This window comes from Streptomyces sp. NPDC059002 (assembly GCF_042740435.1).
Taxonomy (GTDB): Bacteria; Actinomycetota; Actinomycetes; order Streptomycetales; family Streptomycetaceae; genus Streptomyces.
Genome location: NZ_JBHYJI010000003.1, coordinates 63,603 through 89,361, shown reverse-complemented (window position 1 = coordinate 89,361; position 25,759 = coordinate 63,603). Strand labels below are relative to the sequence as shown.

The following is a 25,759-nucleotide window of genomic DNA, read 5'->3' as shown; positions in this document are numbered from 1 at the left end:
GGTGCCCCACTGGGGGCCCCCCTGGGGGGGCCACGGGCCCCCCGCGGGGGCCGGGGGGGGGGGGCCCTGCCCGGGCGCGGGCGGGGGGGCGGGGTGCGCGCCCGCGCGCGGGAGGCTACTTTCCGACTTCCTTGGTCACCAGGGAGATCGCCTCTTCCACGTCGTCCGTGACGTGGAAGAGCAGCAGGTCGGCCTCGGACGCCTTGCCCCCGGCGATGACCGTGTTCTTCAGCCAGTCGATCAGGCCGCTCCAGTACTGCGATCCGAACAGGACGATCGGGAAGCGCGTGACCTTGCGGGTCTGGACGAGCGTGAGTGCTTCGAAGAGCTCGTCCAGGGTGCCGAGGCCGCCGGGCAGGACCACGAACCCCTGCGCGTACTTCACGAACATCGTCTTGCGGACGAAGAAGTAGCGGAAGTTCACGCCGATGTCGACGTACTGGTTGAGGCCCTGCTCGAAGGGCAGCTCGATGCCGAGGCCGACCGAGGTGCCCTTGGCCTCCACGGCGCCCTGGTTGGCGGCCTGCATGGCGCCGGGGCCGCCGCCCGTGATCACCGCGAAGCCCGCCTCCACGAGCGCCTTGCCGATCTCGACGCCCGCCGCGTACTCGGGCGAGTCCTCGCCGGTGCGCGCCGAGCCGAACACGCTGATCGCGGGCGGGAGTTCGGCGAGGGTGCCGAAGCCCTCGATGAACTCGGACTGGATGCGCAGGACTCTCCAGGGGTCCGTGTGCACCCACTCGGAAGGTCCGTCGGAGTCGAGGAGACGCTGGTCGGTGGTGCCGGGCTGCACCTGGTCGCGCCGTCGCAGGACCGGGCCGAGCCGCTGCTCCTCGGGGCGCTTCCTGTTCTCGGGGCCCTCAGGGTTGCTCATCGTCTGCTCCCTCCACTCGTGCGTGACTCACAGCCTAGGTCTACGCGGGTTACGGCCGAGGGACCTCGGGATGTCCGGCGTCAGGAACCTCACCGGTGCTGTGCCGTCAGCCAGGCGCGCAGCTGCTTCTCCGCCTCCGGGATCCGGGACGCCTCGACGCGCTCGTCGACCTTGTGGGCGAGCAGCGGGTTGCCGGGGCTGTAGTTGACCGCGGGCACGCCGAGCCTGCTGAAGCGCGCGACGTCCGTCCAGCCGAACTTGGGGCGGGCCTCGCCGCCGACGGCCGCCACGAAGGCCGCGGCGGCCGGGTGGGTGAGGCCGGGGCGGGCCGCTCCGGTGTGGTCGTCGACGATGAACTCGTCGACGCCGCAGTCCGCGAAGTAGTCGCGCACGAAGGCGAGGGCCTCCTCCTCGCTGCGGTCGGGCGCGTAACGGAAGTTGACGGTGACGGTGCACTCGTCGGGGATGACGTTGGTGGCGACGCCGCCCTCGATGCGGACGGCGTTGAGGCCCTCGTGGAACTGCAGGCCCTCGACGACCGGCTTGCGGGGTTCGTACGCGGCGAGCTTCTGGAGGACCGGGGAGGCCGCGTGGATGGCGTTGGAGCCCATCCACGCGCGCGCGGAGTGCGCCCGCTCGCCCTTCGTCTTCAGCAGGACGCGCAGCGTGCCCTGGCAGCCGCCCTCGACGAGGCCGTCGGTCGGTTCCAGGAGGATCGCGAAGTCGCCCGCGAGCCAGTCGGGGTGGGCCTCGGCGACGTGTCCGAGGCCGTTGAGGTGCGCGGCGACTTCTTCGTTGTCGTAGAAGACGAAGGTGAGGTCGCGGTTGGGCTCGGGCACCGTCTGCGCGATGCGCAGCTGGACGGCGACGCCCGACTTCATGTCGCAGGTGCCGCAGCCCCACAGGATGCCGTCCTCGTCGAGACGGGACGGCACGTTGTCCGCGATCGGCACCGTGTCGATGTGTCCGGCGAGGATGACCCGCTCCGCGCGGCCCAGGTTCGTGCGGGCCACCACGTTGTTGCCATACCGGTCGACGGTGAGGTGCGGCAGGGCGCGCAGGGCCGTCTCGACGGCGTCCGCGAGCCCCTTCTCCGACCCGCTCGGGGACGGGAAATCGACCAGCTGCGCGGTCAGCCGCGCGGCGTCCAACGTGAGGTCAAGCGGGGTCTCAGTCATGCCGTCGACCCTAACCGCAGACGCCTCGCCGACCGCTCCGTGGACTCCAGTACCTTGGACACGTGCCTGAGCCCCCCACCCTCGTCCGGCGCGGCCGTCTCCTCCGTCTCGGGGCCGCGGTCGCCGTGCTGCTCGCCGTCGCCGGTTATGTGGCGGTGCAGTACGTGTACGGGGGCAAGCCCGATCCGCGGTGCACGGTGGTGTCGGGGAACGGCGACGGCGCCTCGTACACGTTCACGGCCGAACAGGCGCAGAACGCCGCGACGGTGGCCGCGGTCGGCACCTCGCGCGGGATGCCCGAGCGCGCGGTGACCATCGCCCTGGCCACCGCGCTGCAGGAGTCGGGCCTGCGCAACATCCGTCATGGCGACCGGGATTCGCTCGGCCTCTTCCAGCAGCGGCCCTCGCAGGGCTGGGGCGACGAGCGGCAGATCATGGACCCGGCGTACTCGGCGGCCCGGTTCTACGCCCATCTCGCCGACGTCCCCGGCTATTCGCGCCTGCCGCTCACGGTGGCCGCGCAGCGCGTGCAGCGCAGCGGCTATCCGCAGGCGTACGCCAAGCACGAGCCGGACGCCGTGCTGCTCGCCGCGGCGCTGACCGGGCGGGCGCCCGCCACGCTCGGCTGCGAGGGCCGCCCCGGCACGGGCCCGGGCGGGCCCGCGAAGGTGCGGGCCGCGCTGGTCCGCGACTTCGGACGTGAGGTGCGCCCGGACGCCGCGGACGGCCGCACGGTCTCCGTGCCGGTGCCCTCGACGGCGGCGACGGCGCGGGACGGCGCCCCGCAGCGCGGCTGGGAGCTGGCGCACTGGGCGGTGGCCCAGTCCTCCGCGCTGCACATCGAGCGGGTCTCCTACGCGGGGCGTGAGTGGCGTGCGGGGGACGCCGACGAGGGCGGGGACCGGTGGCGCAGGGCCGCGGAGGGCGGCAAGGACGGTGCCGCGGGGCCCGGGCGGGGTGCGGACGAGGTCCGAATCGTCACTGGGCAGTAGTGCGGCGGGTCACTCGATCGGGGCACGGAGATCATGGGCGGACGACGCTTCGGAGTACTTTTTCGCGGGCCACTCACCTAAGCCCCAAATCCCTTGAGAACAAAGGGGATTAAGGATTCCGCGGGGAGGGGACAAGAGATCCGTTTGCCCGTTTTTATCCGTGGCCGATTATGCGACGCATTGCCAACTCTTTACGTTGGCCCACCGCAACCTTCGCGGGCTTCGAGCGGTAGTCACTGCGTCCGATCGCCGGAACCCATCCGGTGGGACGCCGGAGCCGATCCGGCCGGACACCCCAACGTTCTCTCCCGTCTGAAGGAGCATCATGTCCCTCCCCCTGACCCGCCGGATCGCCCGTGCCGCGCTGCTCAGCGCAGCGGGTGCAGCTTCCGTGGTCGGTGCGGCCGGCTCCGCAAGCGCCGTTGACCTCCCGGCCGCCCCCGACCTGGGCGGGCTGACCGCACTGGACGGCGCGGGCCTGGGCAACACCGTCGACGGTGCCGCTCAGAACGTCAGCAACCTCGCCGGTGACACCGGCAGCAAGGCCGTGAAGAAGGCCGTTCCGACCGCGGGCAAGGCCGTCGGCAAGGGCGCCAAGACCGCCACCCCCGCCGCCCAGAAGGCTGCCGGTGACGTCGCCGGCAGTGCGGGCGAGGTGCTCGGCGAGACCGCGGGCGCGGCCACCGACGGCGGCCTGCCCACCGACGCGCTCACCAAGGGTGGTCTGCCCACCGGCTCCCTGACCAAGGGCGGTCTGCCCACGGGCGGCCTGCCCGCCACCGACCAGCTGCCGGTCAAGGGCCTGCCCCTCGGCTGATCGTCCGGTGCATGCGCGAAGGGCCCGGAGCCACTGGCTCCGGGCCCTTCGCCGTGTCCGTGTGCGGGCCTCAGGCCAGGCGCGAGACCGCCGCCGCCACGCGCTCGTCCGTCGCCGTCAGGGCCACGCGCACGAAGCGCTCGCCCGCGGGGCCGTAGAAGTCGCCGGGCGCCACGAGGATGCCGCGCTCCGCGAGGTGCCCGACGGTGTCCCAGCAGGACTCGTCGCGGGTCGCCCACAGATAGAGGCTCGCCTCGCTGTGCTCGATGCGGAATCCGTGCTTCAGGAGGGCGTCGCGCAGGGCCGTGCGCCGGGCCGCGTACCGCTCGCGCTGCTCCTGGACGTGCTCGTCGTCGCCGAGCGCCGCCACGACCGCCGCCTGGGTGGGTGCGGAGGTCATCATTCCGCCGTGCTTGCGGATCTGCAGCAGATCGCCGAGCACAGTCGCGTCACCGGCGATGAACGCCGCGCGGTAGCCCGCGAGGTTGGACCGCTTGGAGAGCGAGTGGACCGCGACGATCCCCTCGTACGAGCCGCCGCACACGTCCGGGTGCAGCACCGATACGGGCTCGGCCTCCCAGCCGAGCTCCAGGTAGCACTCGTCGCTGACGAGCAGCACGCCGTGCTCGCGCGCCCAGGCGACGGTGCGGGTGAGTTCCTCGCGCGTCAGGACCCGACCGGTGGGGTTCGAGGGCGAGTTGAGCCACAGGAGCTTGAGGTTCGTGGGGTCCAGGTCCGTCGGCTCGTCGTACGCGACGTACTCGGCCTTCGCCAGGCGCGCGCCCACTTCGTACGTCGGGTAGGCGAGCCGCGGGTAGGCGACCACGTCGCCCGGGCCGAGGCCCAGCTGGGTCGGGAGCCAGGCCACCAGCTCCTTGGAGCCGACCACCGGCAGGACGTTGCGGTGGGTGATGTCCCGTCCGCCCAGACGCCGTTCGCACCAGCCGACGATCGCGTCGCGCAGCTCGGTGGTGCCCCACACCGTCGGATAGCCCGGCGAGTCGGCGGCCGCGATCAGCGCTTTCTGGATGAGCCCGGGCACCGGGTCGACCGGGGTGCCCACCGACAGGTCGACGATGCCGCCGGGGTGGGCGGCCGCCGTGGCCTTGTACGGCTCGAGCTTGTCCCAGGGAAAGGTGGGAAGACGGTCGGAGACTACGGACACGTGGTGACTCCCGTAATGCGTGTGGTGCTTGAGGCGCTCGTACGTTGCGTACGTCGTCGTGCAAATGCCTCGGTCCCGTACGGCAGCAGTGCCGTACGGGACCGGGGCGGCGCTCAGGCTGCCGCTACTGGTTCTGCGGCGGCAGGGCGGCGATGAAGGCGTGGTCGCGCTCGATCAGACCGAGCTTGCTCGCTCCACCGGGCGAACCGAGCTCGTCGAAGAACTCGACGTTCGCCTTGTAGTAGTCCTTCCACTCCTCAGGAGTGTCGTCCTCGTAGAAGATCGCCTCGACCGGGCAGACCGGTTCGCAGGCTCCACAGTCGACGCATTCGTCCGGGTGGATGTACAAGGACCGGGAGCCCTCGTAAATGCAGTCGACCGGGCACTCCTCGATGCACGCCTTGTCCTTGACGTCGACACAAGGCTGCGCGATGACGTAGGTCACGCTGTCGTTCCTCCTCGATACGGGCGTTGGCGGGCCGTCCTCAGGCTCCGCTCGCCTGGCGCGCGGGAGCGCGGCGTCGTCGATGCCCGCCCCTAGTATCTCCGTTCCCGGGCATGATCCGAACAGGAGGGGCGTACAGAGCTGTGGAATTCACTGCGGGCGGACGGCTTGAGGTCCGAATCACCCCTACTGACGTGGGTAAACGCGTCTCTGTTCGACGCGTGAGTGAGGCCTCCGAGCCCGGCGGCAAGTTCACCGACACGGTGGGCGTTCTCACATCGTGGGACGACGGTGTGGTGCTCATCACACGACGGAACGGCGAAAGTGTCCGGATCGCCGAGGAAACCCTGGTGGCGGGCAAGGTCGTGCCGGCCGCACCGGCGCGCAGGCGGGGTCCCGCGGCGTCGTACGAGGAGCTGGCGCGGGTGTCCGCGCGGGCCTGGCAGCCGGTGGAGAGCGAGCGGCTCGGCGACTGGGAGCTGCGGGCGGCGTCGGGGTTCACCCGGCGGGCCAACTCCGTGCTGCCGCTCGGCGATCCGGGCCTACCACTGGCCGAGGCCCTCACCCGGGTGCGCGACTGGTACGCGGCCCGGGAGCTGCCCGCGTACATCCAGACCGCCACCGGCGCCGAGGGCACCCAGGAGATGCTCTGCGCCGAACTCGAGGCGCACGGCTGGGGACGCGAGGTGAGCGCGCGGCTGCACATCGGCGGGCTCGCCCCGGTCGGGGACCTGGACGCGGACGTGACGGGCGTGGAACTCTCCCGCTCCTGCGACGAGGCGTGGCTGCGGCGGTACAAGCGGTTCGGGGTTCCGGGACCGCATGTGCACAAGGTGCTGGCGAGCGGGCCCTCGGTGTGGTTCGCTTCCGTGCCCGGGAGCGATGGTTCCCCGGCCGCGATCGGGCGGTGCGTGGTGGACGGTCGCTGGGCGGGATTCATGGCGGTCGAGGTGGATCCGGCGTACCGGCGCCGGGGGTTGGCCACCGCGGTGATGACCGCGCTGTCCCGGCAGGCCCTGTCCGAGGGCGCGTCGGCCGCCTGGCTGCAGGTGGAGGATGACAACGACGGCGCGCGGGCGCTGTACGACGGGATGGGCTTCGCGGCGCATCACGCGTACCACCACTACCGGTACGGGGCCGCCTGACGGCGGGACGGTCACCCCGCGCGGAACACCGGGGCGGCACACGGCGCGAGAGCACGGCACGGAAGCACGGCACGACGGCACGGCACGGGAAACAGCGCCCGGCCAGGGCATGAGACACGAGGCACGTATGCACGCGGAGTCCGGCGAATGGCGGCGGCGGTTCGCCGAGGAGGCAAGGTCCGAACGGCCCGGTCTCGCGCCGCTGTGTCTGCTGATCGGCGCGGAGGCCGACCCCTCCCTCGACGAGGCGGGCATCGACGCGGCCGAGATCGAACTGGACCGGCTCGCGGGCCTGTTGCCGTTCCGGCCCGGCGGACCGCGGGCCTGGGCCGCCGCCCTCGCCGAACTCCTGGGTGAGCAGTGCGGGTTCGAGGGGACGCCGGGCGACTACCAGCGCCTGGAGTCCTCACTGCTGCACGAGGTGCTGCGGCGCCGCAAAGGCCTGCCGATCCTGCTGTCCGTGGTGTGGATGGAGGTGGCACGGCGCGCGGGCGCCCCGGTGTACGGCGTGGCGCTGCCCGGCCATTTCGTGGTCGGCTTCGGCCCCAAGGACGACCAGGTGCTCGCCGACCCCTTCGACGGCGGCAGGCTGCTGACCGGCGCGGACGCGGAGCTCCTGGTGGCCGGAACGGCGGGCACCGGGATCCAGCCGTCGATGCTGACACCCGCCGACCCCCTGAACATCATCCAGCGCATCCTCAACAACATCCGCGCCTGGGCAGCCGCCCGGCCCGAGCGCTCCGATGTCGCGCTGTGGGCCCTCGAGTTGACCCTGCTGCTGCCCTCGCATCCGGCGCGGCTGCGCTACGAACGGGCTCAACTCCTCGTCCAGCGCGGTGACTTCCTCGGCGGGGCGGCGGCGCTCGACGAGTACGCCGACGTGGTGACGGCGGTCGAGCCGACCACCGCGGAGCGGGTGCGGCACCAGGCGCGGGCCGCCCGCGCCATGCTCAACTGACGTCCGGGACACGTCTTGGCGCGCACCGGAGGGACGTATCGATCGGCCCGACCGGGCACCAGGGACGTATGCACCCCCGACCCCCTGGAAGCGCCGCATGGCGACGCCTGTTCGCGGACGAGGCCGGGTCCGAGCGGCCCGATCTCGCGCTGCTCTGCCTGCTGATCGGCACGGAAGCGGACCCCACGCTCGACGCGGCGCGCATCGACACGGCGCGGCGCCTGCTCGACCGGCTGGCCGCGCAGGTCGCGGCCGTGCGCGGGGCGAGGACCGCCGACGATCCCCGGTCCTGGGCCGTGGCGGTGTCCGAACTCCTCAACGGGCGCTACGGGTTCAAGGGCGGACCCGGCGTCTACCAGCGCCTGGAGTCCTCGCTCCTGCACGAGGTGCTGCGGCGCCGCAGAGGACTGCCGATCCTGCTCTCGGTGCTCTGGATGGAGGTGGCGCGGCGCGCGGGCGCCCCGGTGCACGGCGTGGCGCTGCCGGGCCATTTCGTGGTCGGCTTCGGCGCCGGGGACGAGCAGGTGCTCGTCGACGCGTTCGCCGGGGGGCGGCTGCTCACCGGCACGGACGCGGAACTGCTCGTCGCCGCGGCCATCGGGACGCCGCTCGTGCCCTCGATGCTGCGGCCCGCGGGGACCCTGGACATCGTCCGGCGCGTCCTCAACAACATCCGCGCCTGGGCCGCACCGCGCCCCGAACGCTCCGACGTCTCCCTGTGGGCGATCGACCTCTCCCTGCTGCTGCCCGCACCGCCCGCCCGGCTGCACTACGAGCGGGCCGAACTCCTCGTGCAGAGAGGGGACTTCCTGCGGGGCGCGCGGGAACTCGACACCTACGCCGACGCGGTCGCCGCCGAGGACGCGGCGACCGCGGACCGGATCAGGCGCCAGGCGCTCGGGGCCCGGGCGATGCTGAACTGACCGGGCCCCGGCGGACGTCGCGGGTGCGGATCAGAGCCAGCCCTTGTCCCGCGCGACCTTGACCGCCTCGGCGCGGTTGCGCACAGCGAGCTTCTGGATGGCCGTCGAGAGGTAGTTGCGGACCGTGCCCTGCGAGAGGTGCAGTTCCTTGGCCAGTTCGGCGTTGGTGGCGCCGTCGGCCGCCGCGCGCAGGACCTCGCGCTCGCGGTCGGTGAGCGGGTTCGCGCCCTCCGCGAGGGCCGCCGCGGCCAGCGTCGGGTCGATGACCCGCTCCCCCGCGAGGACCTTGCGCACAGCGGCGGCGAGCTGGGCGGCGGGCGCGTCCTTGACCAGGAACGCGGCGGCGCCGGACTCCATGGCGCTGCGCAGATAGCCGGGACGCCCGAAGGTGGTGAGGATGACCACCTTCAACCCGGGGACCCCGGCGTTCAGTTGGACCGCCGCCTCGATGCCCGTGCACCCCGGCATCTCGATGTCGAGCAGCGCCACGTCCACGTCGTGCGCGCGCGCCGCGGCGAGCACCTCGTCGCCGCGGGACACCTGGGCGACGACCTCGATGTCCGGTTCGAGGCCGAGGAGGGCGGCGAGGGCCTCGCGGACCATCGACTGGTCCTCGGCGAGGAGGACACGGATGGCACCGCCCGCGCCGCCGACGCCCTCCGCGCCGCCCGCGCCGCCCGTGCCGCTCCCGCTGTTCACACTGCTCATGAGGGGGATCCTACGGCCGCCCCGGTCAGCGGCACGCGGGCCGCGAGACGGAAGCCGCGGCGGGTGGCGGGGCCCGTCTCCAGGACGCCGCCGACCGCCTCCACGCGTTCGGTGAGCCCCGTGAGGCCGTTGCCCGCCACGGCGCCCGAGCCGCCCGCCCCGTCGTCCTCCACGCAGAGTTCGAGGAGCGGCCCCGCGAGGGTCTGCCGGGCGGTGAACGTCACCGTGCAGCGCCGCGCGCCACTGTGCCGTACGACATTGGTCACGGCCTCCCGCAGCGCCCACGCGAGCGCCGCCTCGCCTTCCTCGCCCGGCAGTTCGGCGGGCACTTCGAGGGGTACGACGGCGTCGACGCCCGCGGCGGCGAGCGCCGTGCGGGCGCCCGCGAGCTCGCCCGCGAGGGTGCGCCGCCGGTAGCCGGAGACGGCCTCGCGCACGTCCACCAGGGCCTGGCGGCTGACCTGTTCGATGTCGGCGACCTGCTGTGCGGCCTTGTCGGGGTGGTCGGGGAGCATCCGCCCGGCGAGCTCGCTCTTGAGGGTGATCAGGGAGAGCGAGTGGCCGAGCAGGTCGTGCAGGTCCCTGGCGAGCCGCAACCGCTCTTCGTTGGCGGCGAGTTGGGCGACGGTGGCGCGGGCCTGGCGGAGCTGGATCGTCGTACGGATCAGCTCGCGCACGCCGGACATCGCGAAGCCCACCAGGAGGGTGATCACGCCGAGGTTGGAGATCAGGTCGCCGAGGCCGTCGTCGCGCAGGCCGACCAGGATCATCAGGAGGGTGACCGCGGGGATGACCCAGAGCGAGTACCGCACCGGAAGGACCGCTCCCGCGGACACGGCGACGTACACGAAGAGTCCGAGCCAGTGGTCGCCGAAGCAGAACGAGAGGACCGCGGCGAGGAGGACGAGCGTCACGAACGAGCCGATGACGGCGCCCCATTGGAGGATCCGGGTGGTGTAGCGGAAGACGAGGGTCAGATAGCAGCCCACGAAGACCGCGAGGCCGAGCGAGCCGAGGGCCGTGGCGACGGGCGTGTGGTGGCCGTCGGCCAGGTCCTTGATCGGCGAGCTCAGGAAGATCAGCCAGACGCCGATCCAGGCCGCCTTCGTGAGGAACTGGCGGCGCCCCTGGGGCGGCCGCCCGAACGTGTACACGGGGTGGAGTTCGCTGCCCCCAGCGTCTGTCGCGCTCACGCCTTCAGTGTGTCCTTCCGGTACAGCCACGCCGCGCCGCCCGCGAAGAGAAGGAAGTAGGCGACGAGGAGCGTGACGTCCTTCGCATGCGGGGCGTTGCCCAGTTCGATGGCCTGTCCGAGGGCAGCGTACGCGTGGGTGGGCAGCCAGGACGCGATGTCCTGCAGCCACTGCGGGAAGGTCGCCGTCGGCATCCACAGGCCGCCGAGCACGGAGAGCCCGAAGTAGACGATCATCGTGATCGGGCGCACGGCGTCACCGGAGGCGAGATAGCCGATGGCCACGCCGAGCGCGGCGAAGCAGAGGCTGCCCGCCCAGATCGCGCCGGTCAGCGCCAGCCACTGCCAGGCCTCGAAGCGGACGCCCTTGACGGCCGCCGCGACCGCGAAGACCACGACGATGGACGGCAGGCTGACCACGGCCGCGCTCGCCGTCTTGGCGAGGACGTAGCCGCGCCCGGGCAGCGAGGTGAGGCGCAGCTGCCGCACCCAGCCGCTCTCGCGCTCCTTGGCGATGCGCTCGCTGTTGCCCATGAGGACGGCGGTGAGGGCGCCGAACGACGCCATCGACACCATGAAGAGGGCGGGCAGGTCCAGGCCCGTCCCCTCGACCTGCTCCGTGCCCGACCGGCCGCCCGCGATGATCAGGAAGAGCAGCGACGGATAGATCACGGAGAAGAACAGGAACTTGCGGTTGCGCAGGGACCGGGTGATCTCCAGCCTGACGAGCGCCCGCGAGGCGAATGAGTTCGTCATCGGGTCCTGGCCTCCTCGGCCTCGGTGATGGCCACGAACGCCTGCTCAAGGCCGAGCCCGGCGACTTCGAGGTTGCGGGGGTAGCAGCCGAGCCCGTACAGCGCGTGCACGGTGGCGTCGGCGTCCGTCGACTGCAGGCGGACCGTGTGGCCCGACACGTCGGACGTGGTCAGGAACGGCAGCGCGCGCAGCCGCCCCGCGAGCTCCTCGTCGATGTCCGCCAGGTCGAAGGAGACCTTGCGGGCGCCCGCCTTCGCCTTGATCTCGGCGGCGGTGCCGTCCGCGAGGAGCCGGCCGCGGTGCAGCACGAGGACGCGGTCGGCGATCGCGTCGGCCTCCTCCAGGTAGTGCGTGGCGAAGAGGACGGCGCGGCCCTGGCCGGCCTGCTCGCGCATGGTCGCCCAGAACGCCTGGCGTGCGGTGACGTCCATGCCGGTGGTGGGCTCGTCGAGGACGATCAGGTCGTTCTCGCCCGCCGTGGCGAGCGCGAAGCGCACGCGCTGCTCCTGGCCGCCGGAGAGCTTGTTGACCTTGCGGTCGGCGAGCTGCGAGATGCCCGCGTGGGCGAGCACGTCGTTCACCCGGTGGGGCCGCGGATGCAGCTCGCAGGCGAGCCGCACCAGCTCCCGCACGGTGACCTCGTCCATCAGACCGCCGCTCTGCAGCATGGCCCCGACCCGGCCCGCGGTGATCGCCTCGCGCGGGCTCGTGCCGAAGACCCGCACCGTGCCGCTGTCCGGCTGGCGCAGGCCGAGCAGCAGGTCCAGCGTGGAGGACTTGCCCGCGCCGTTCGGCCCGAGCAGGGCCACCGTCTCGCCGGGGCGCAGGTCGAGGGTCAGTCCGTCGACGGCGCGCACGTCGCCGTAGCTCTTGGTCACCCGCGCGAAGTTCACCGCGTCGGCGGCGGGCGGTGCCGTTCTCGTCGTCATGCCGACCATCGTCACAAAACCGCAGGTCGGGGCGGCAGTGTCGACTGTGGTGTCTCCGGGATGACAGATGTCATGCCGAAGGCCGGACGGTTCACCCGGGGGTGCGCCGTCCGGCCTTCGGATGCGTACGGGGATCAGCTCGCGTTGGTCTCGATCACGCCGATCCGCTCGGCGGGCGTCTTGCCGACGAGCGCCTTGCCCATCGCCTGGGCCACGTCGGTCGGCTGGACGGGCGTCTTGTCGCCGTTGCCGCGCTGGATCAGGACGCCGTCGAAGACATTGCCGTAGAGCTTCTTGAGCTCGACGAGGTTGTAGTGCTCCTGGAGCGTGCCGTCCTTGAGGACCTTCGTCTCCAGGATCTTCGGCAGCGACTTCGCCGGGCCCAGCGGGATCGACTTGGTGCCCGCCTTGATCGTGACGTTGGCGGACATGGCCGGCTCGGCGAAGCGGGTCATGAACTTGTCGACCTCGGCCTTGGAGACGGTCGGCTTGCGCGTGGTGACCGGGACCTGGACGGTGCCCGCGCTGCCCGTCTGGACCTGCTTCTTGTACGCGTCGGCGACCGCGGCGGTCGACGCCGCGGCGTCGATGCCCTTGCCCGCCCTGCCGTAGACGGGGACGGCCTTGCCGGGCACGAAGTTGACCGTGCCCTCCTTCGCCGAGCCCGAGCCGCCCGCGGCGCGCTCCAGGGCGGCCGCGAGCTTCTCCTCGTCGACGGGCATGACCGGCTCGACGACGCGCTCGCCGCCGAACAGCGAGCCGACCACGGAGACGGGGTTGTAGTCGCTGCCCGCGGCCTCGCGGACGGTGGCCTGGGCGTCCAGGGTCAGGCCCGCCTGGTCCGGTTTGAGCGTGACCGTCTCGCCGTCCACCGACAGCTTCAGGGGCTTCGTCACACGCTCGCCGAGCGCCGAGTCGAGCTTCTTGACGGCTTCGTCGCGGGTGCCGCCGCCGATGTCGACGCCGAGCACCGTGGTGCCCTTGGGCACGTCCGCGTGGTTCATCAACAGGCCCGCGCCGTACGCGCCGCAGGCCACGACGACCACGGCGACCGCGACGAGGACCAGCTTGCTGCGGCCCTTTTTCTTCTTCGGCGCGGGCGCGGCGGGCGGCACGTCGGAGCGCACCGGCTCCGGCAGCTTCGGCGGGGTGTGCGGCACGGGCCCTTCGGCCCCCGGGCCCGGCGGGAACAGGGAGTTGTCCTGGGCGGGCGGTACGACGGGGATGCCGCTGGTCAGCGTCTCGCCGGAGACGTTGGCGCCCGGCGAGGGCGCGCCGGGGACGGGCGGCCGCGGACCGCCGGGCGGCGGCGAGACGGGACCGGACTTCTGCGGCGTCAGGATCGCGGTGTCGTCACTCATGCCGCCGGAACGGGGCGGCCGTCCCGGGGAGTTGGCGGGGCCGCCGGGGCCCGAGGGGCCCGCCGGAGGCGTGGGCGGCGTCAGCGGGCTGTCGCCGGTCACCGGGCCGCTGGTCGGACCCGCGGGGCCGCGGCCGCCCTGGCCGCGGGAGTCGTCCTGCCCCGCGGAGAAGTACGGCAGGTCGCCCCGCGTCGGGTCGCCGCCCTGCGGAGCGCCGGAGCCCAGCGGGCCGGACGAGCCGAGCGGGCCCGACGCCACCGCGCCCGACACGTCGTAGGAACCGGAGCCGTTCGCCGCGGAGCCGCCCGCGCCCGAACCCGAACCCGCGGCCGGGGAGCCGCCGTTGGCCGGTGCGCCCGCGCCCGCCGGGCCCTCGCCGCCCCGCGCGGGCTTGCGCGGCGCGAACCAGTCGCTGGTCTTCTCGTCGGCCGGCGCGGAGCCGGAACCGCCACCGGCCGTGGCGGTCGAGGCCTGCGAGGCACCCGTGGCGAAAGCAGAACCGGACCCGAGGGAGCCACCGGCCCCCGCGGCGCCACCGGAGGCGAGCGGGACCGAGGCACCCGGATCTCTGACGGAGTCGCCCGCGCCGGGAGCCCCCGGCGCCGCGGGCTCGTCGTCGACGCGCGCCGCGTCCCCCTCACCGACGGGCGTCCGCACGACGACCGGCGGGATGGGCCGCGATCCGGGGATGTTGATCCGGATCCGCGTGGTCAGTGTGGTCTGGGTCTCGGGCTCGTCCGGCCGCTCGTCGGCGGCCTGCCGCCGCACACCGTCCGCGCCGCCGTCCGCGGCAGCGCCCTGTGCGGGGGAGCCGTACGGCGGCGTCCCCGAGGGGTATGCGGCTCCACCGCGCCCCTGGGGCCCGGAGGACGAACTGTCAGTTTCACGACTCAAGGCAGGTTCTCCCGGTTGGTTCCGCCGCCCGTCTCGGCCTCTCGCAGGGGGACCCCCCGGCCGGAGGTGGGGGAGGCTCGGCGGCCGCACCACCATACTGGCCGCCGTCGGCAGTCATCCTGTGACCGGCGTCAAACCCGTGCGGGACACGGGCCGAAGTGGTACGTCACTTGCCAAGTCGGGCGGCGGAGCCGCCCGGTTGCGACGGCCGGCCGAGCGTGGCACACATCACAGCCACCGCCATGCCGCCGAGCAGGAACCCGTACGAGCCGAGTCCGGCGGCGAAGACGAAGTCGCCCTCGGGTCTGGTGGCGGTGAGCAGCATGACGGCGACCAGCCAGCCGGCCGCGGGCGCCACGGCACCCGCTCTGGTGCCGATCGCGCGCGCCCCGCCGTAGAAGGCGCCCGCGGCGCCGACGAGCCCGAGCAGCAACCCGGCGGGGAAGAAGCCGCCTTGGACGAGCGCCCCTGCCGTGCCGACGACGGCGCCGAGCACGAAGAGCCCCGCGTAGGCGGCAAGTCGCCCCACCCGCAAGGGCTGCGCGAGGAAGCTCCCCGCGGGTGCGGCAGCGGCCGCGCCCGAGCCGGAAGCGGAACCGGAAGCGGAAGGGGTCCCTGCGGGCTTGCGGGACCCGGCTCCCGACGACGCACGAGAACGCGTACTCACAGTGCGGTCACCTCAGCCACATCCGTCACTCTTTCGAGGCCGGCGAACAGATCGCTCTCACGAGCGCCGCCCTCTGCCGACACTTCTCCCCGCACCAACTCGTAGTACTCCACATCGAAGATCGGCTGCGCGAGATCGTTCGAGAGGACGAAGAGCGGCTCGCTCACCGTGATCTGGGTGGCGTGCGCCCGCATGGCCGCCGCCTTCGCCGCTGTGAAGGACCGGCCGTCGATCTCCGTGGTGATCCGGGCGTCGTCCGTCACGCCCGGCACGTCCGAGAAGACGGCCGGGGTGGTGAAGGGCGAGGACCGCAGCGCGTCCGTCATCGAGCGGAAGCGCTCCTGGACCACGGTCCGCGGGACACGGTTCCAGTAGATCTTGGCGATGGTGTGCGCGTCGCCGAGGTCGGCGCGGAAGGCGGGCTCGGCGGCGAGGTCGGCGGCCCGCATCGCGACGCGGTGCGCCTGGATGTGGTCGGGGTGGCCGTAGCCGCCTTCGGGGTCGTACGTCACGAGGACCTGCGGGCGCACCTCGCGGATCACCTCGACGAGGTACGCGGCCGCCTCGTCGAGATCGGCCGACCAGAAGGCGCCGGGCCTGCTGTTCTGCTCGACGCCCAGCATCCCGGAGTCGCGGTAGCGCCCGGTGCCGCCGAGGAAGCGGTGGTCGGTGACCCCCAGCTCCTTCATGGCGGCCGCGAGCTCCCCGATGCGCTGGGCGCCCAGGGAGTCCTCGCGGTCGGCGGCGAGATGGGCGAGCTCGGCCGGGATGACCTCGCCCTCCTCGCCGAGCGTGCAGGTCACCAATGTGACATGGGCGCCATCGGCCGCGTACTTGGCCATGGTCGCGCCGGTGGTGATCGACTCGTCGTCGGGGTGCGCGTGCACGAGCAGCAGGCGCCGGGCGGGCGGTTCCGTCATGGGACCACCCTACGAGCACCGGGGCGAGGGCTCAGAACTTGATGTCGCCGATCATCCCCGCCACGTTCGTCGTCAGCTCGTCGATCGTCGGAGCGACGGACGAGCTCGCCAGGTAGAAGCCGAGCAGCGTACAGACGACCGCATGCCCGGCTTTGAGCCCTGACTTCTTGACCAACAGGAAGACGATGATCGCCAGCAGCACCACCGCCGAAATCGAGAGTGCCACGGCGGTCACCTCCAAGTCGTTGCCGTAACCCAGTGCGGACGCCAGCAGGTTCATACCCACCAAGCGCTACGGATCATAACTATCCGTGTGGACGCATGAGTCGGAGCACGGCAGCACAGGGGGGCGCATGCGCCCTAGGCTCGGGGAATGACCTCCGAGAACCCCGGAAACACCAGGCCCGACGAGAGCCCGGCACAGCGGCTCTCCTTCCCGCGTCAGCACGCCCGCACGCAGCGCTTCACGCTCGGTGCGCCCCGTGCGTTCACGGCGGCACCCGACGGATCCAGGGTCGTCTTCCTGCGCTCCCCCGCCGGTACGGACCGCACGCACCAGCTCTGGGTCATGGATGTGGCGGAGGGCGGCACGGAGCGCCTCGCGGCCGATCCGGGGACGCTGCTCGGCGGCGCCGATGAGCAGCTCTCCGCCGAGGAGCGGACGCGGCGCGAGCGCAGCAGGGAGAGCGGTGCGGGCATCGTGGGCTATGCGACGGACGCCGCGGTGGAACTGGCGGCGTTCGCGCTGTCGGGCCGGCTCTTCGCCGCGGAGCTGCGGGCGGGCACGACGCGCGAACTCCCCACCCCCGGCCCGGTACTTGACCCGCGCCCCGCGCCGGACGGCCGTCATGTCGCCTATGTCGCCGGGGGCGCGCTGCGCGTGACGGGTGCCGACGGCACGGACGACCGGGCGCTCGCCGCGCCGGAATCCGGCCACGAGGAAACCGTGACATATGGGCTCGCCGAGCATGTCGCCTCCGAGTCGATGGCGCGCTTCCGCGGCTTCTGGTGGTCGCCCGATTCGGACCGCCTCCTGGTGGCGCGGGTCGACGACGCGCCCGTGCGGCGCTGGTGGATCGCCGATCCCGCGCACCCGGAGCGGGAGCCCGCGCGGGTCGCGTATCCGGCGGCGGGCACGGACAACGCGGACGTACGGCTCTTCGTGCTCGGCCTGGACGGGAGCCGTACCGAGGTGGTCTGGGACCGCGCCCGCTTCCCCTATCTCGCACGTGTGCACTGGTCGGCGGATGGTGCGCCGCTGCTGCTCGTGCAGTCCCGCGACCAGGGCAGCCAGCTGTATCTCGCGGTGGACCCGGACGACGGGTCCAGCCGGATGGTGCACGCGGAGGAGACCGATCCGGAAACCGCCTGGCTCGACCTCTACCCCGGCGTCCCCTGCTGGTCGCCGAGCGGCAAGCTGGTGCGCATCGTCGACGAGGGCGGCGCCCGGGTCCTCGCGTGGGGCGAACGGCCCCTGACAGGACCGCAGTTGCATGTCCGCGCGGTCCTCGACGTGACCGAGGAAGATGTCTTGATCTCGGCGTCGGCGGGCGAGGCCGCCGACGATCCGGAGACCGGCGAGATCCATGTCTACCGCGTCAACGAACTGGGCGTGGAGCGCGTCTCACAGGAGCCCGGGGTGCACTCGGCGGTCCGCGGGGGCGGCCTCACCGTCCTCGCCTCCGCCACCCTCGACCGCCCCGGCTCGCAGGTCCAGGTGCTGCGCGACGGCAAGCAGGTGGCGACGGTCGCCTCATACGCCCAGCGCCCGGGGCTCACGCCGCGCGTGACGTGCACCGAGGGGGGCACGCGGAAGATTCCGTGCGCCGTCCTGCTCCCCACGGATTACAAGGAGACGGATGGGCCGCTTCCGGTACTGCTCGATCCGTACGGCGGCCCGCACGGTCAGCGCGTCCAGCGTGCGCACAACATCTTCCTCACCTCGCAGTGGTTCGCCGACCAGGGCTTCGCCGTCATCGTCGCGGACGGCCGCGGCACCCCCGGGCGCTCCCCCGCCTGGGAGAAGTCGATCAAGAACGATCTGACGCTCACGCTCGACGACCAGGTCCATGCGCTGCACGCGCTCGCGGAGACCGGGGCGTACCCCCTCGACCTGACACGGGTGGCGATCCGCGGCTGGTCCTACGGCGGCTATCTGGCCGGCATGGCCGCGCTGCGCCGCCCCGACGTCTTCCACGCGGCCGTGGTCGGCGCCCCGGTCACGGATCTGCGGCTCTACGACACCCACTACGAGGAGCGGTACATCGGCGACCCGAACAAGTCCCCCGAGACGTACCGCCACAACTCCCTCGTCTGGGACGACGGCCTCGTCGAAGCGGCCGAGCCGCACCGCCCGATGCTGATCATCCATGGGCTCGCCGACGACAACGTGGTGGTGGCGCACGCCCTGCGGCTGTCCTCGGCGCTGCTCGCCGCGGGCCGCCCGCACGAGGTCCTGCCCCTGTCGGGCGTCACGCACATGACGCCTCAGGAACAGGTCGCGGAGAATCTGCTGCTGCTCCAAGTGGACTTCCTGAAGCGGTCGTTGGGACTGGCGTAGGGGGCGCGGCAACCGGCCGGGGTGACATGGCGCAGCCCCGGCCGGTCTACGGCACCCGCACGGCCGTACGACGTACAGCGTGCCGCGTCCGTATATCGGTGCCGCGACGGCGGTATTACCCGCGCGTTAAGGAACGCGGGGGCGCACTCCGGCTTACGGCACGACCTGTTTCTCCTCGGCGAAGTGGCACGCCGAGTCGTGCGCGGCGGGCGTGTCGTCGAGCCGGAACGCGGCGGGCACGGCCAGCGCGGGGACTTCGAGCGCGCACCGCTCCTGCGCCTTCCAGCAGCGGGTGCGGAACCGGCAGCCCGACGGCGGGTTCGCGGGCGAGGGCACGTCGCCGCTCAGGATGATCCGCTCCCGGTGCTCGCGCGCCTCGGGGTCGGGGACGGGCACCGCGGAGAGCAGCGCCTGGGTGTACGGGTGGGTCGGATGGTCGTAGATCTGCTCGTCCGAACCGATCTCGACGATCCGCCCGAGGTACATCACGCCGACCCGGTCGGAGATGTGCCGCACGATCGAGAGGTCGTGGGCGATGAAGACGTAGCTCAGGTCGAACTCGTTCTGGAGCTTCTCCAGGAGGTTGATGACCTGGGCCTGCACGGAGACGTCGAGCGCGGAGACCGGCTCGTCCGCGACGATGACCTCGGGCCGAAGGGCCAACCCCCGGGCGATGCCGATGCGTTGACGCTGACCGCCGGAGAACTGGTGCGGGTAGCGGTTGATGTACTCGGGGTTCAGCCCGACCACGTCCAGGAGCTCCTGCACCTTCTGGCGCCGGGAGCCCTTCGGGGCGACCTCGGGGTGGATCTCGTACGGCTCCCCGATGATGTCGCCCACCGTCATGCGCGGGTTCAGCGAGGTGTACGGGTCCTGGAACACCATCTGGATGTTGCGCCGGACCGCCTTCAGGGCCCGGCCCGACAGCTTGGTGATGTCCTCGCCCTTGTAGCGGATCTCGCCCGCGGTCGGCCGCTCCAGATTGACGAGCATCTTCGCGACGGTCGACTTGCCGCAGCCGGACTCCCCCACGATGCCGAGCGTCTCGCCCCGGGTGAGCTCGAAGTCGACACCGTCCACGGCCTTGACCGCGCCGACCTGCTTGCGGATGACGATGCCCTGGGTCAGCGGATAGTGCTTGACCAGGCCGCGCACCTGGAGGATCGGCTCGTGCCCGGAGGCCGAGCCGTGCGCGGCGAACTCCGACTCGGCGCGCGCCTTGTCCATCAACTGCCGTGCGGTCTCGCCCTCTTCCTCCAGCCGCTTCTTGCTCACGTGCTCACCGTGCGACATCGAGCGTCTCCTTCCAGAAGTGGCAGGCGCTCCTGCGGTCGGCGGCGAGGCCCTCGTACGTCACCTGCGCGAGCGGCGGCTCGTCGGTGCGGCAGACGTCCTGGGCCATGGGGCAGCGGGGGTTGAAGGCGCAGCCCGGCGGGATGTTCATCAGGTTCGGCGGCAGGCCCTTGATCGCGTAAAGGTCCTGGCCCTTCTGGTCCAGGCGCGGGATCGATTCGAGCAGGCCCCGGGTGTACGGGTGCGCGGGCGCCTGGTAGATCTCGTGGACGGGGGCCTTCTCGACGATGCGGCCCGCGTACATCACGGCGATGGTGTCCGCGACGTCCGCGACGACCCCGAGGTCGTGGGTGATCAGGATCAGGCCCATGTTCATCTCGCGCTGGAGCTCCGCGAGGAGGTCCATGACCTGCGCCTGGACGGTGACGTCGAGGGCGGTGGTCGGCTCGTCGGCGATGATCAGCGAGGGTTCGAGGGCCATCGCCATGGCGATCATGATGCGCTGGCGCATGCCGCCGGAGAACTGGTGCGGATACTGGCCGACGCGCTCCTTGGCGGCCGGGATGCGCACCCGGTCCATCAGCTCGACGGCCTTGGCCTTGGCGTCCTTGCGCGACATCCCCTTGTGGACGACGTACATCTCGCCGAGTTGTTCGCCGACGCTGAGCACCGGGTTCAGCGAGGACAGCGCGTCCTGGAAGATCATCGCCATTCCGGCGCCGCGCACCTTGCGCCGCTCCTCCTCCTTGAGCTTGAGGAGGTCCTGGCCCTGGAAGACGATCTCGCCCGCGGTGATCTTCCCGGGCGGGATGTCGAGGATGCCCATGATGGCCTGGGCGGTCACGGACTTGCCGGACCCGGACTCGCCGAGCACCGCGAGCGTCTCGCCCGCCTCGACGCTGTAGTCGACGCCGTTGACGGCCTTGGCGACGCCGTCGCGGGTCCGGAACTCCACGTGCAGATCGCGCACTTCGAGCAGCATGGGCGGCTACCTCAGCTTGGGGTCGAGGGCGTCGCGCACCGCGTCGCCGAGCATGATGAACGCGAGCACGGTGATCGCGAGGGCCCCGGCGGGCCAGAGCAGCATGTGCGGGGCGTTGCGGATGTACTGGGAGGCGGCCGAGATGTCGATGCCCCAGCTCACCGTCGGCGGCTTCAGGCCGACGCCGAGGTAGGAGAGCGTGGCCTCCAGGGCGATGTACGTACCGAGCGCGATGGTCGCCACGACGATCACCGGGGCGACGGCGTTCGGCGTGATGTGCCGCAGGAGCATCCGCGAGTTGGAGGCACCGAGGGCCCGCGCCGCCTGGACGTAGTCGTTCTGCTTGGCGGTGATGACGGAGCCGCGCGCGATGCGGGAGATCTGCGGCCAGCCGAGCAGCACCATGAAGCCGACCACGGGCCAGACCGTCGAGCTGGTGACCACCGACAGGAGCACCAGACCGCCGAGGACGACCGGGATGGCGAAGAAGATGTCGGTGATCCGGGAGAGGATCGCGTCCCACACCCCGCCGAAGAACCCGGCGAGCCCGCCGAGGACGCTGCCGAGGAGCGCGACGCCGAGGGTGGCGCAGACGCCGACGGTGACGGAGACCCGGGTGCCGTACACGACCCGGGTGTAGACGTCGCAGCCCTGCTCGTTGAAGCCGAAGGGGTGTCCGGGCGACGAGCCCTTCTGGCGGTTGGCGAGGTCGCAGTCGAGCGGGTTGCCGGAGGCGATGAGCGAGGGCCAGATCGAGATGATCACCAGGAAGACGATCACGAGGCCCGAGATGATGAAGACCGGGTTGCGCCGCAGATCGCGCCAGGCGTCGGACCACAGGCTGCGCGCGGGCGCCGAGGGTCCTGTGCCGTCGGGCCCGCCCGGTGTCAGGGAGGTCGCCTCGCTCGTGGCGAGGTCCATCGCGCCGCCCGCGCCGGTCGCGGCGATGGCGCCCTGCTCCTTGGGTTCAGGCATAGCGGATCCTCGGGTCGAGTACGGCGTACAGGAGGTCGACGATCAGGTTGGCCACCAGGAAGACCAGGACGAGGACGGTCACGAAACCGACGACGGTCTGGGTGCTCTGGCGGAGGATCCCCTGGTAGAGCTGGAAGCCGACGCCGTGGATGTTGAAGATCCGCTCGGTGACGATGGCGCCGCCCATCAGCGCGCCCACGTCCGTGCCGATGAAGGTGACGACGGGGATCAGGGAGTTGCGCAGCAGGTGCCGGGTGATGACGCGGCGCCTGGGCAGGCCCTTGGCGATGGCGGTGCGGACGTAGTCGGCGCGCCGGTTCTCCGCGATGGAGGTGCGGGTCAGCCGGGTGACGTACGCGAGGGAGACCGAGGCCAGCACGAGCCCTGGGACCAGTAGTTCGTTGAAGGGCGCCTCGCTGGACACGGACGGTTTGATGACCCCCCATTCGACGCCGAGCAGCAGCTGGAGCACGAGTCCGGTGACGAAGGTGGGGACGGAGATCACCACGAGCGTGACGAGCAGGACCGCCGTGTCGATGGGCCGCCCGCGCCGCAGCCCCGTGAGCACACCGAGCGAGATGCCGATGACGATCTCGAAGACGATCGCGACGATGGTCAGGCGGATGGTGACGGGGAAGGCGGCCGCCATCAGTTCGGTGACCTTCTGGCCGTTGAACGCGGTGCCGAAGTCACCGGTGAAGACGTTGCCCATGTACGTCAGGTACTGCTGCCACACCGGCTTATCGAGGCCGAACTCCTTCTTCAGCTGGGCGGCCGTCGCGGGATCGCACTTGCGGTCGCCGCACAGGCCCGCGACGGGGTCGCCCATCACGTTCACCATCAGGAAGATCAGCAGCGTGGCGCCGAAGAAGACCGGGATCATCTGCAGCAGACGCCGGATCACATAACGTCCCATGGGGGCTCCGGGATTAGGGGGAGCGGCCGCCCCCGCTCACCGCGGGGCGGCCGCTCCCGGCGTCTCAGTTGACCTTGATCTGGTCGTACACCGGCACGCTGAACTGGTTCAGCGAGACGTTGGAGACCTTGTCCGAGTAGCCGGCGCTGCCGTTCTGGTACCAGAGCGGGATGGCGGGCATGTCCTTGGCGAGGACCTTCTCGGCGTCCTGGAACGTGGTGACGGCCTTGGCCTTGTCGGTCTCCGCGTTGGCCTGGTCGATCAGCTTGTCGAAGTCCGCGCTGGAGTACTTGCCGTCGTTGGACGGGGCGTCCGTGTAGTACACGGGCTGCAGGAAGTTCTGGATCAGCGGGTAGTCCATCTGCCAGCCCGCGCGCCAGGCCCCGTCGAGCTCCTGCTTGGACGCCTTGCTGCGGAAGTCCGCGAAGGTGCCGACCGGGTTGCCGACGCAGGCCTTGTCGTTGCCGAGCGCCTTGTTGATGGAGTTGCAGACCGCGTCGACCCACTCCTTGTGGGAGCCGGTGTCCGCGTTGTACGTGACCTTGAGCTGGCCGCCGGGGATGCCGCCGCCCTCCGCGACGAGCTTCTTGGCCTGCGCGGCGTCGTACTTGCAGGGGTCGCCGCAGAGGCCGTCCTTGTAGCCGCCGTCGTCGCCGAGCACGGGCGAGGTCCAGTCGGTGGCGGGGGTGCGGGTCTTCTGGAAGATGCCCTCGGTGATCTGCTCGCGGTTGATCGCCATGGACAGGCCCTGGCGGACCTTCTCCATGCCCGCCTTGTCCCACTTGCTGTCGTAGAAGGGGAAGGCGAGGGTCTGGATGATGCCCGCGGGGGTGTTGATGTAGCGGTCGCCGAGGTCGTTCTTGGCGTTGCTGAGCTGGGACGCGGGCACGTCGTCGACGAGGTCGAGGTTGCCCGCCATCAGGTCGGTGTAGGCGGTGTTGTTGTCGGTGTAGACCTTCATGTCCACACCGCCGTTCTGCGCCTTGTCGTCGCCGGGGTACGCGTCCCACTTGCGCAGGGACATCTTCGAGCCCTTGGTGTACGAGTCCACGGTGTACGGGCCGTTGCCGACCGGCTTGGAGAGCCAGGCGTCGTGGTCGTCGTAGAACGCCTTGGGCAGCGGGGCGAAGGCCGGGTAGCCGAGGGTGTCGGGCCAGGTGGAGAACTTCTGGCTGAGCTTGACGGTGAAGGTCTTGTCGTCGACGACCTTCAGCCCGGAGAGGGTCTGGGCGCTGGGGTCGCCCTTCTCCGGGTGGACCTTGTCGTAGCCCTCGATGTAGCCGAAGAAGTAGGCGTTCTTCTGGTTGTTCTTGAGGTTCGCGCCGTAGTTCCAGGCGTCCACGAAGGACTTGGCGGTGATCTTCTCGCCGTCGCTGAACTTCCAGTTGTCCTTGATCTTGACCGTGAAGTTCTGCGCGTCCTTGGTGTCGATCGACTCGGCGATCATGTCCTTGGCCTCGCCGGTCTTCGGGTCGTACCGCTTCAGGCCGCGGAAGATCATGTCGAGGATCTTGCCGCCCTGGACCTCGTTGGTGTTCGCGGGCTCGAGCGGGTTCTGCGGGTCGCCCCAGGAGGAGCTCACGATGCCGGATCCTTCGCCGCCACCGCCGCCGCTGCCCCCGCCACCACAGGCCGTCGCCGCGAGGGCGACGGCCACCGCTCCTGCGGCCCACTTGGCGTGCGTGGCTCCACGCATGGAGTCCTCCAGTCCTGATGCTCTGCGGTATGTGACCTGTCTCACTTACCGCCAAATATCGCCTCAGGAGGAATGAACCGCACATTTACCCCACCCGTATGAGTCGGAGCCCATCCGGATGTACGCATTCCGAGACGCTGCCGCCTGCATATCGGACTCATTGCCCGGCTTGCCCCGGATCGCCACGGTTGTCCATCACGCTTGATTACGCAAAGGCAAAGCGAAGGCCAACATAGAGTAAAGCACTGGTCAAGGATCCCAAGGTCGACTCAAAGCGGCTCACCATTCATTGACCACGCGGGAAACGCCTTGCGAAAGTCGCGCCTAGCCCGTAGGTGCCTGGTTGTCCTGCGGATTCCTGCCGAACCCATCGGGCCTGGAGTGCCATGACTTCGCCAACTCCCACCGCTGCAGCGGCACTTGAAGTGACGGACAAAACAGACGGCACGCCTGCATCGCCCAAGAACCAAGGCAGCGAGGGCCGTTCGCCCGGACGGCTCGCCTGGACCCGGTTCAAGCGGGACAAGTCCGGCATCGTCGCCGCGTGCGTGGTCGTCTTCTTCTTCGTGATCGCCCTGTGCGCGCCGCTGATCTCCCAGGTGTACGGGAAGGATCCGTACACGACGTACGGACTCGACGACCCCTCGCTGCTCAACGAGTTCGGCTACCCGGTGAAGGCGAACGGCGGCATCGACGGCGACTTCTGGTTCGGCGTCGAACCGACCCTGGGCCGCGACGTGTTCACCTTCCTGCTCTACGGAATCCGCAACTCCCTGCTGATCGCGGCCGCGACGACGCTCCTGGTGACACTGTTCGGCATCGTCATCGGCATCACCGCCGGATACATCGGCGGCAAGACCGACTACCTCATCGGCCGGGTCATCGACATCCTGCTCGCCTTCCCCTCGACGCTCTTCTACATCGCCTTCTTCCCGGTGATGATCTCGATCCTCGTCAGCCCCGAGGACAAGACGCCGATGTGGCTGATCGTCACCAGCCTCATCACGGTGATGACCGCGTTCGGCTGGGCACCCATCGCGCGACTGCTGAGGGGCGAGGTACTCGCCCTGCGCGAGCGGGAGTTCGTGGAGGCGGCGAAGGTCACGGGTGCGTCTCCGGCACGCATCATCTTCAAAGAGCTGCTGCCCAACCTGTGGACGCCGATCCTGATTCAGGCGACTCTCGCGCTGCCGCTGTTCGTCACCGCCGAGGCCGGGCTCGCCTTCCTCGGTGTGGGGCTCGAAGAACCCACGCCGGACTGGGGCGTGATGATCCAGAACGGCTCGAAGTACTACCAGGACGACATCACCTTCATGGTGTTCCCCGGACTCGCCATGGTGATCTTCGTGGTCGCCTTCAATCTCCTCGGCGACTCGGTGCGCGACGCGCTCGATCCGAAGACCAAGCGCTGAC

At 71.1% G+C, this 25,759-nt stretch carries 24 protein-coding genes; 7 read left to right on the top strand and 17 right to left on the bottom strand.

The genetic code is table 11. The features are described from left to right. Window positions 1-115: 115 nt before the first annotated feature. Together ACFWZ2_RS04080 and dapE are read right to left on the bottom strand one after the other, a co-directional pair. Window positions 116-874: a TIGR00730 family Rossman fold protein gene (locus ACFWZ2_RS04080; RefSeq protein ID WP_384541455.1), complete on the bottom strand. Its 759-nt coding sequence runs from the start codon at window positions 872-874 to the stop codon at window positions 116-118. Window positions 875-963: 89 nt separating this feature from the next. Beyond that, a complete protein-coding gene (dapE, locus tag ACFWZ2_RS04075; RefSeq protein WP_384541452.1) occupies window positions 964-2,052 on the bottom strand; it encodes a succinyl-diaminopimelate desuccinylase in 1,089 nt (362 codons plus the stop codon). A gap of 62 nt (window positions 2,053-2,114) precedes the next feature. On the opposite strand from dapE, the gene ACFWZ2_RS04070 reads away from it, so the two are divergent. Both ACFWZ2_RS04070 and ACFWZ2_RS04065 read left to right on the top strand, forming a co-directional pair. Continuing rightward, complete coding sequence (locus tag ACFWZ2_RS04070) at window positions 2,115-3,044, top strand: heavy metal transporter (protein ID WP_384541448.1); 930 nt, start codon at window positions 2,115-2,117, stop codon at window positions 3,042-3,044. A 325-nt stretch (window positions 3,045-3,369) separates the two neighbouring features. Next, window positions 3,370-3,861 carry an ATP-binding protein gene (locus tag ACFWZ2_RS04065; RefSeq protein WP_384541445.1) on the top strand — a complete coding sequence of 164 codons (492 nt, stop codon included), beginning with the start codon at window positions 3,370-3,372 and terminating at the stop codon, window positions 3,859-3,861. A gap of 70 nt (window positions 3,862-3,931) precedes the next feature. On the opposite strand, the gene ACFWZ2_RS04060 is transcribed toward ACFWZ2_RS04065, so the two are convergent. Further along, window positions 3,932-5,026, bottom strand: a complete 1,095-nt coding sequence (locus ACFWZ2_RS04060) for a bifunctional succinyldiaminopimelate transaminase/glutamate-prephenate aminotransferase (protein WP_384541442.1) — start codon at window positions 5,024-5,026, stop codon at window positions 3,932-3,934. A 124-nt stretch (window positions 5,027-5,150) separates the two neighbouring features. After that, window positions 5,151-5,471, bottom strand: a complete 321-nt coding sequence (fdxA, locus tag ACFWZ2_RS04055; protein WP_030573070.1) for a ferredoxin — start codon at window positions 5,469-5,471, stop codon at window positions 5,151-5,153. Window positions 5,472-5,614: 143 nt separating this feature from the next. Here fdxA and ACFWZ2_RS04050 point away from each other — a divergent pair, with 143 nt between their 5' ends. The 3 genes from ACFWZ2_RS04050 (at window position 5,615) to ACFWZ2_RS04040 (ending at window position 8,497) form a co-directional block, all read left to right on the top strand. Next, window positions 5,615-6,616: a GNAT family N-acetyltransferase gene (locus ACFWZ2_RS04050; protein WP_384541439.1), complete on the top strand. Its 1,002-nt coding sequence runs from the start codon at window positions 5,615-5,617 to the stop codon at window positions 6,614-6,616. 127 nt (window positions 6,617-6,743) lie between these two features. Next, the gene (locus ACFWZ2_RS04045; protein ID WP_384541436.1) at window positions 6,744-7,574 is read left to right on the top strand and encodes a tetratricopeptide repeat protein; all 831 of its coding nucleotides are present in this window, start codon (window positions 6,744-6,746) and stop codon (window positions 7,572-7,574) included. A 68-nt stretch (window positions 7,575-7,642) separates the two neighbouring features. Beyond that, on the top strand, window positions 7,643-8,497 hold the full coding sequence (locus ACFWZ2_RS04040; protein WP_384541433.1) for a tetratricopeptide repeat protein: 855 nt from the start codon (window positions 7,643-7,645) through the stop codon (window positions 8,495-8,497). Window positions 8,498-8,527: 30 nt separating this feature from the next. Here the strand turns inward: ACFWZ2_RS04040 and ACFWZ2_RS04035 are convergent, their stop codons facing one another. The 8 genes from ACFWZ2_RS04035 to ACFWZ2_RS04000 all read right to left on the bottom strand — a co-directional run bounded on the left by ACFWZ2_RS04035 (window position 8,528) and on the right by ACFWZ2_RS04000 (window position 16,150). Further along, window positions 8,528-9,205: a DNA-binding response regulator gene (locus tag ACFWZ2_RS04035; protein ID WP_384541431.1), complete on the bottom strand. Its 678-nt coding sequence runs from the start codon at window positions 9,203-9,205 to the stop codon at window positions 8,528-8,530. Then, on the bottom strand, window positions 9,202-10,398 hold the full coding sequence (locus ACFWZ2_RS04030; protein WP_384541428.1) for a sensor histidine kinase: 1,197 nt from the start codon (window positions 10,396-10,398) through the stop codon (window positions 9,202-9,204). The genes ACFWZ2_RS04035 and ACFWZ2_RS04030 overlap by 4 nt, the downstream gene beginning before the upstream one ends. Beyond that, on the bottom strand, window positions 10,395-11,153 hold the full coding sequence (locus tag ACFWZ2_RS04025; protein WP_384541426.1) for an ABC transporter permease: 759 nt from the start codon (window positions 11,151-11,153) through the stop codon (window positions 10,395-10,397). The genes ACFWZ2_RS04030 and ACFWZ2_RS04025 overlap by 4 nt, the downstream gene beginning before the upstream one ends. After that, on the bottom strand, window positions 11,150-12,091 hold the full coding sequence (locus tag ACFWZ2_RS04020) for an ABC transporter ATP-binding protein (protein ID WP_384541424.1): 942 nt from the start codon (window positions 12,089-12,091) through the stop codon (window positions 11,150-11,152). Before ACFWZ2_RS04020 ends, ACFWZ2_RS04025 begins: the two co-directional genes overlap by 4 nt. 125 nt (window positions 12,092-12,216) lie before the next feature. Beyond that, on the bottom strand, window positions 12,217-14,337 hold the full coding sequence (locus tag ACFWZ2_RS04015; RefSeq protein ID WP_384541421.1) for a hypothetical protein: 2,121 nt from the start codon (window positions 14,335-14,337) through the stop codon (window positions 12,217-12,219). Between the two features lie 166 nt (window positions 14,338-14,503). After that, window positions 14,504-14,872, bottom strand: coding sequence for a DUF6113 family protein (locus ACFWZ2_RS04010; RefSeq protein ID WP_384542143.1), 369 nt, complete (start codon window positions 14,870-14,872; stop codon window positions 14,504-14,506). Between the two features lie 128 nt (window positions 14,873-15,000). Continuing rightward, the gene (gene mshB / locus ACFWZ2_RS04005) at window positions 15,001-15,924 is read right to left on the bottom strand and encodes an N-acetyl-1-D-myo-inositol-2-amino-2-deoxy-alpha-D-glucopyranoside deacetylase (RefSeq protein ID WP_384541419.1); all 924 of its coding nucleotides are present in this window, start codon (window positions 15,922-15,924) and stop codon (window positions 15,001-15,003) included. A 31-nt stretch (window positions 15,925-15,955) separates the two neighbouring features. Beyond that, window positions 15,956-16,150, bottom strand: coding sequence for a hypothetical protein (locus tag ACFWZ2_RS04000; RefSeq protein ID WP_384542140.1), 195 nt, complete (start codon window positions 16,148-16,150; stop codon window positions 15,956-15,958). 147 nt (window positions 16,151-16,297) lie between these two features. Between ACFWZ2_RS04000 and ACFWZ2_RS03995 the strand changes: the two genes are divergently transcribed. Beyond that, window positions 16,298-18,484 carry a prolyl oligopeptidase family serine peptidase gene (locus ACFWZ2_RS03995; RefSeq protein ID WP_384541416.1) on the top strand — a complete coding sequence of 729 codons (2,187 nt, stop codon included), beginning with the start codon at window positions 16,298-16,300 and terminating at the stop codon, window positions 18,482-18,484. Between the two features lie 153 nt (window positions 18,485-18,637). Here ACFWZ2_RS03995 and ACFWZ2_RS03990 read toward each other — a convergent pair whose 3' ends face one another. The 5 genes from ACFWZ2_RS03990 to ACFWZ2_RS03970 form a co-directional block, all read right to left on the bottom strand. Further along, window positions 18,638-19,711: an ABC transporter ATP-binding protein gene (locus ACFWZ2_RS03990; protein ID WP_384542138.1), complete on the bottom strand. Its 1,074-nt coding sequence runs from the start codon at window positions 19,709-19,711 to the stop codon at window positions 18,638-18,640. A 52-nt stretch (window positions 19,712-19,763) separates the two neighbouring features. Next, entirely contained in the window at window positions 19,764-20,759 is a 996-nt protein-coding gene (locus tag ACFWZ2_RS03985; RefSeq protein ID WP_384541414.1) for an ABC transporter ATP-binding protein, read from the bottom strand. Between the two features lie 6 nt (window positions 20,760-20,765). Then, window positions 20,766-21,734, bottom strand: a complete 969-nt coding sequence (locus tag ACFWZ2_RS03980) for an ABC transporter permease (protein WP_384541411.1) — start codon at window positions 21,732-21,734, stop codon at window positions 20,766-20,768. After that, window positions 21,727-22,650 carry an ABC transporter permease gene (locus ACFWZ2_RS03975; protein WP_384541408.1) on the bottom strand — a complete coding sequence of 308 codons (924 nt, stop codon included), beginning with the start codon at window positions 22,648-22,650 and terminating at the stop codon, window positions 21,727-21,729. Before ACFWZ2_RS03975 ends, ACFWZ2_RS03980 begins: the two co-directional genes overlap by 8 nt. Window positions 22,651-22,714: 64 nt before the next feature. After that, complete coding sequence (locus ACFWZ2_RS03970; RefSeq protein ID WP_384541406.1) at window positions 22,715-24,346, bottom strand: ABC transporter substrate-binding protein; 1,632 nt, start codon at window positions 24,344-24,346, stop codon at window positions 22,715-22,717. 386 nt (window positions 24,347-24,732) lie between these two features. On the opposite strand from ACFWZ2_RS03970, the gene ACFWZ2_RS03965 reads away from it, so the two are divergent. Continuing rightward, window positions 24,733-25,758 carry an ABC transporter permease gene (locus tag ACFWZ2_RS03965; protein ID WP_384541403.1) on the top strand — a complete coding sequence of 342 codons (1,026 nt, stop codon included), beginning with the start codon at window positions 24,733-24,735 and terminating at the stop codon, window positions 25,756-25,758. The last annotated feature ends 1 nt before the right edge of the window (window position 25,759 follow it).